Consider the following 5,069-nt stretch of genomic DNA (forward strand, 5'->3'; position numbering starts at 1 on the left):
TTTTTTTCACCAACTAATCCGAATCCACGCCGGCCCACCTTGGTCGGACCGAATAAGTCATAGAAATCTGCCTTGTTAAAATACGCGGAGACGAGCCACTCCCAGTAGTTCGCTTCAATGCCGAAGTGCAGGCGATCCCGCACCGCCGACGCGCCCGGAGAATACGACGCCGTCGTAGTGACGTGACTCAGCCCGAGGCTGTCTCCGAAGTCCAGACGCAAACCGCCAGCTTTCGCATCCTGGTAGCCCTGCACGATGGGGTAGACCGACTGCAGGCTCATGTTGCGCAGCGGACGGTACTCGCCTGCATAGGTGCGCAGTCGGACGTCGTCGATGTTGTTGCGCGAAGGCAGCTTCCAGGTTTTCAGCTCCGGGTGCTTCTCGACGACGGATTGCCCGAGGTACGGAATCGCGTTGACGTCCTCGATTACCCGGACCGGCAGCTTCACCAGGCGGAAGCCCCGGGCCGAGTACTCGAATGCCGCGGCACTTTCGTCCGGGAGCGGCATGGGCCGGAACAGTCCAGTCTCCGAATTTGTAAGTGCATCGAGTTTCTTTGTCTCCAGGTCAAAGCGAAACAGGTTCGACGCGCCCGTCAGATACGACGATCCGTAGAGATATCGGCCGTCCGGCGAGAAGGTGAAGCTGTCGGGTGAGTTGAACTGGAAGTCGTAGAGGACTTCGTGCTTTGTCTCTCCCGCTCGCAGGTCCGCTGTCTGGTAGCGCACCAGCCGCTGCGTTCCGGTGGCGTCGATCATGCCGCCGGTCAGTTGTGTGCCGTCGGGCGAGATATCCAGGTTGAAGAGATCCGACGCGTAGGGCAGCGTCTCAAGCACCTGCATGCCGCGGAACGGCGACGCAAACCGCACGATGCTCGACAGGCCGTTGTTGTGCCGCATGCCCCAGAGCGATGCGTCCTTGCGGCAGAACACGAGGTCGGTGACGCGCAGGTTGCGACCGATCATGCTGCGCTTGCGCGTCTTCAGATCGAAGCTGTGCAGGCTTCGCAGACCATGCGTGTTGTTGGTGGTGAAGAAGAGACGCCGCTGGTCCGGATCGAACGCGAGCGAAGTGACATCGTAGATCGCGCCGCCCTGCACATCCGTGAGGTGCTCCACGCGCCCGGTGTCGAGATGAATCGCCGCGAGATACGGCATGGCCCCGGTGCGCCGCACAGCAACATAGATGGCATTCGTCTGCGCGTCATAGAAAGACCGCGAAATGGAACCAAGATTTCTGGGCGAGATAGGCGTGACCGCCGTGACCGGATACTGCCGGATCAGTCGAAGATTGTTGTCCTGCCACTCGCGCTCGAACGCCAGCCAGCGATGCCACTCATCGCGCAGAGACGAGCCATACACCTCCTCGAACTGCCGCTCGAAGTAGGCGTGGCTGGTGTTGTTGCGGACGACCCACGAGGTCAGCTTTTCCGGGCCGTACTGGCGCGCGAGATAGTTCATGAAGCGCGTGCCGTATAAGTACGAGTTAGCGCCCACCTGGAAGTCGGCCGACGTCCCCTCGGACTCAAGGCCGACCACGTCGTACATATAGCGGCGATCGCGCACAATGCTGCGGAACACCATCTCGTCGTAGCCGCCGAGCGCCCGTCCCAGGCCGCCGCCCATCCATGTCTCCATGAATACGGCCGCTCCCTCATGGAACCATCGCGGCGAATAGACGCGCGGATTGCCGAGAAAGCTGAAGGGAATCGAGATCGGGTCGTCGACGTTCGGCAGGATCTTGCCCGAGAACAGCGTCCGGAATCTCGCGTCACGTGGCGCGGTCTCGTCGCCCATCACGATATGCATCATCTCGTGCTTGGACATCAGTCCCATGCGCTCGGCGGAGGGCAGTGTCTCAAACACGAGGTCGAATGGCTCGATGCCGATCTGGATAAAGTTCGCGGGCACGGTTCCGGCGCCGCCGTAGCCAGAGTCGTCGAAGTCCTGGATCAGGATTGTGACCTTGCCACGCGGCTCATAGCCGAACTTCTCGCGATAGAACGTCTCCGCATTCTCGAGCGAGCGGATCAGCAGCGGAGCCAGGTATTCATGCTCGGGCGAGTAGTAGATGACGCGGAAGTGTTCGGTTTCCTGACTGTAGAGCCGAGGCTCCGCATGCGCCGGCAGAACGCCTGCGAGCGAGAGGCACAACAGCAGCGCCGCCACGGCGCGAAGAGAGGTGAAACGTCTTCGAGGCCTGATCCCGACTCCAGTGGTTCGCGTGTGTTGAGCAGACAATACGGCAGTCGGAGCAACGCGGGGAACGAAAAAGAGGGCGCCGTTGCTCAGTGAGCAGCGGCGCCCGAAACTCGTTCCGCTTACTGCTTAAGCTGGCTGCTCATCTGGGTGCTCATCTGCGACTGCATGCCGGCCTGCATCTGCGCGCTGTTCAGCTGGTGAAGCTGACCATTCTTCATCTGGTAGGTCATGCCATTGCTCAGCTGGAACATCTGCCCGTTGGTCAGCTGGTGAAGCTGGCCGCTCTTCATCTGATATTTCATACCATTGCTCAGCTGGTACAGCCCGCCGCTGCGGAGCTCATGCAGTTGACCATTCCGCATCTGGAAGTACATCTCGTTGCCCTTCAGTGCCTGATGGAGCTGGCTGCTGCTGAGCTGGTACGACATGCCGTTCGCCAGTTGCACCATCTGCCCGCTCTTCATCTCCGCGTGGACGCCGTTGCTGAGCTGGCTGAGCTGGCCGTTCTTCATCTGGAACAACTCGCCCGTCTGCAGTTCCGGCGTCTGCGAGTTCTTCGCATCCGCAGCGTCTGCCTTGATGGCGACGGGCGCGTCATTCGGGTTCACGGAGGCATCAGCCGGCTGGTCGGCACGGTAGACCTGGCGCTGCCCGATGGCGCCCTGCCCGTCGCGGGCGGTGGCTGGCGGAAGGATGCCGAGCGAATAGAGCAGGCCCCCGGCAACGATCACCGCGGAGCCCCCGAAGAGTGCCAACTTCTTTGCGTTCATGTCCTGTCTCCTGAGATCGAAATCTGGCCGGGTGCTGCGAAGTCTTCTGGCCGCTTGGTAGGGTTAACAAGGACGCTGCGCCGTTCGTATCATGCCGCTGCATTTTTTCTTTGTGCGGACGCTTTTCGAGGGAAAAGGCCTGGTCAGGGAGGCGGAAGGCCATTCCTGCGCTCCGACCGCGCGCGGCTTCCCCGGCAGCCTCAGGTCGAAATCAACCGGCGGCGACCCGCTACACTCACATCTGCGGCTGCCGCCAATGCAGGGCCCATAGCTCAACGGTTAGAGCAGGGGACTCATAATCCCTTGGTTGGGGGTTCAAATCCCTCTGGGCCCACCAGATCCGTCGCGCTGCCCACGATCACGGCCCACGTCGCGCGAGCATGTGGCTTGACCAAAGCGCGAGCGGCGACTCGTACTCTGCGTTGCGTCCTGGGACAGTGACGGACCGTCACACGAGCAGGCGTTCATCTTGCCGCATGGCGAAGGGGAGGAAGACAGCCGCGGCTGAGCATGCACGCTCCCCTCCTCCTCTCTCTTATCGTTCTGCTCAGCATCGTGCTCATGCTGGTCCGGCCCCGCGGCATCGCGGAGGTGTACTGGGTCGGCGGTGGAGCCGTGCTGCTGGTCGCCCTGCGGCTGATACCGCTCCGGCTGGCCGGACGGGCCGTCGCCGAAGGCACCGATGTCTACCTCTTCCTGATCGGCATGATGCTGCTGTCGGAGCTCGCCCGCGAGCACGGCGTCTTCGACTGGCTCTCCGCCACTGCCGTGGACCACGCGCGCGGCTCACGCGTGCGCCTGTTCACGCTCATCTATGGCATCGGCACAGTCGTGACCATCTTCATGTCAAACGATGCGACCGCGGTTGTGCTCACGCCAGCCATTCTGGTCGCGGTGCGCAGGGCCAAGGTTCCGCCGCTGCCCTACCTCTTCGCCTGCGCGCTGATCGCGAATGCTGCGTCGTTCGTTCTGCCTATCTCGAATCCGGCAAACCTGGTCGTCTTCCACTCCCATATGCCGCCGCTCGCGCGCTGGCTGCTGCTCTTCGCGCTGCCGTCGCTGCTCTCCGTTGCCGCCACCTACACCGTTCTGCGAGTGGTGTTCCGGCGAGAGCTGAACGGCGCGGCCGAGGCGGACGTCAACGACAAGCCCCTACCGGCGGAGGGCAAGGTCGTGCTCGCCGGGCTCGCCGCAGTGGTGGTGATTCTGCTGGTTGCGTCCGCCTTTGGCAGAGACCTCGGGCTGCCGACCTGTCTGGCCGCGCTCGCAGTCACCGCGGTGCTCTCGATCCGCACACGACGCAGTCCGCTCGCGCTCGTGCGGGAGATCAGCTGGGGCACGCTCGGCTTGGTCGCGGCACTGTTTGTGCTGGTCGACGCCATGCGCAGTATCGGCGCACTGCGCTGGACCACAGCAGCGCTGGCGTGGGCGGAGCATTTGTCGTCGGGGGCCGGCGCCCTGCTCACCAGCTTTGCGGTGGCGGTCGCGAACAACCTCGTCAACAACCTGCCGCTCGGCTTGCTCGCCGGCGCCACGCTGTCGACCGCGCATGCGCACGAGCTGCTGACACAGGCCGTGCTGATTGGCGTGGACCTCGGGCCGAATCTCTCTGTCACCGGCTCGCTCGCCACTATCCTGTGGCTGATCGCGTTGCGCAAGGAGAAGATCGAGGTCAGCTTCTGGCAATTTCTGCGCGTGGGTGCGATCGCGATGCCGTGCGCGCTGCTCCCGAGCATGGGCGCAGCGATCCTGCTGCACATGCTGGTGCATTAGAAACGCTGAATGGAGACGGTAGGACGGCGACGAGCGTCGCCGTCCCGGAGTGTTTTAGAGCGACATGCCCTTCAGGTACTCGCGAAAGCTCGGCCCCAGATCGCTGCGCTTCAGCGCGAACTCGACCGTGGCCTGCAGCATGCCCGCTTTGTCGCCCGCGTCGTAGCGCTTGCCGGTAAAGGTGTAGCCGTAGACCTTTTCCGTCGCGAGCAGCCCCTTGATGCCGTCGGTCAGTTGCAGTTCGCCGCCTGCACCCTTCGGAATCGTCTCGAGCAGCTCGAAGATGCGCGGCGTGAGAATGTAACGGCCGATGATTGCATTTTTT

Annotated in this window: 3 protein-coding genes, 1 tRNA gene and 1 pseudogene; 2 read left to right on the forward strand and 3 right to left on the reverse strand. The window is 62.8% G+C overall.

The window, feature by feature from the left end:
• Window positions 1-2,168 (reverse strand): hypothetical protein (locus AC5IJH_RS18205; protein WP_491904245.1); only part of this gene is annotated, 2,168 nt, incomplete at its 3' end.
• Window positions 2,169-2,320: 152 nt separating this feature from the next.
• Window positions 2,321-2,971 carry a hypothetical protein gene (locus AC5IJH_RS18210; protein WP_491904246.1) on the reverse strand — a complete coding sequence of 217 codons (651 nt, stop codon included), beginning with the start codon at window positions 2,969-2,971 and terminating at the stop codon, window positions 2,321-2,323.
• Between the two features lie 261 nt (window positions 2,972-3,232).
• Between AC5IJH_RS18210 and AC5IJH_RS18215 the strand changes: the two genes are divergently transcribed.
• A tRNA-Ile gene (locus AC5IJH_RS18215) sits at window positions 3,233-3,308 on the forward strand.
• Between the two features lie 173 nt (window positions 3,309-3,481).
• Entirely contained in the window at window positions 3,482-4,744 is a 1,263-nt protein-coding gene (locus AC5IJH_RS18220; protein WP_491904247.1) for an arsenic transporter, read from the forward strand.
• A 54-nt stretch (window positions 4,745-4,798) separates the two neighbouring features.
• Here AC5IJH_RS18220 and AC5IJH_RS18225 read toward each other — a convergent pair.
• Window positions 4,799-5,069: pseudogene (locus tag AC5IJH_RS18225) on the reverse strand (UTP--glucose-1-phosphate uridylyltransferase); the annotation flags it as partial.

Source organism: Candidatus Dedyshia acidiphila (assembly GCF_051025295.1).
In the GTDB taxonomy this organism is placed as follows: Bacteria; Acidobacteriota; Terriglobia; order Terriglobales; family Acidobacteriaceae; genus KBS-83.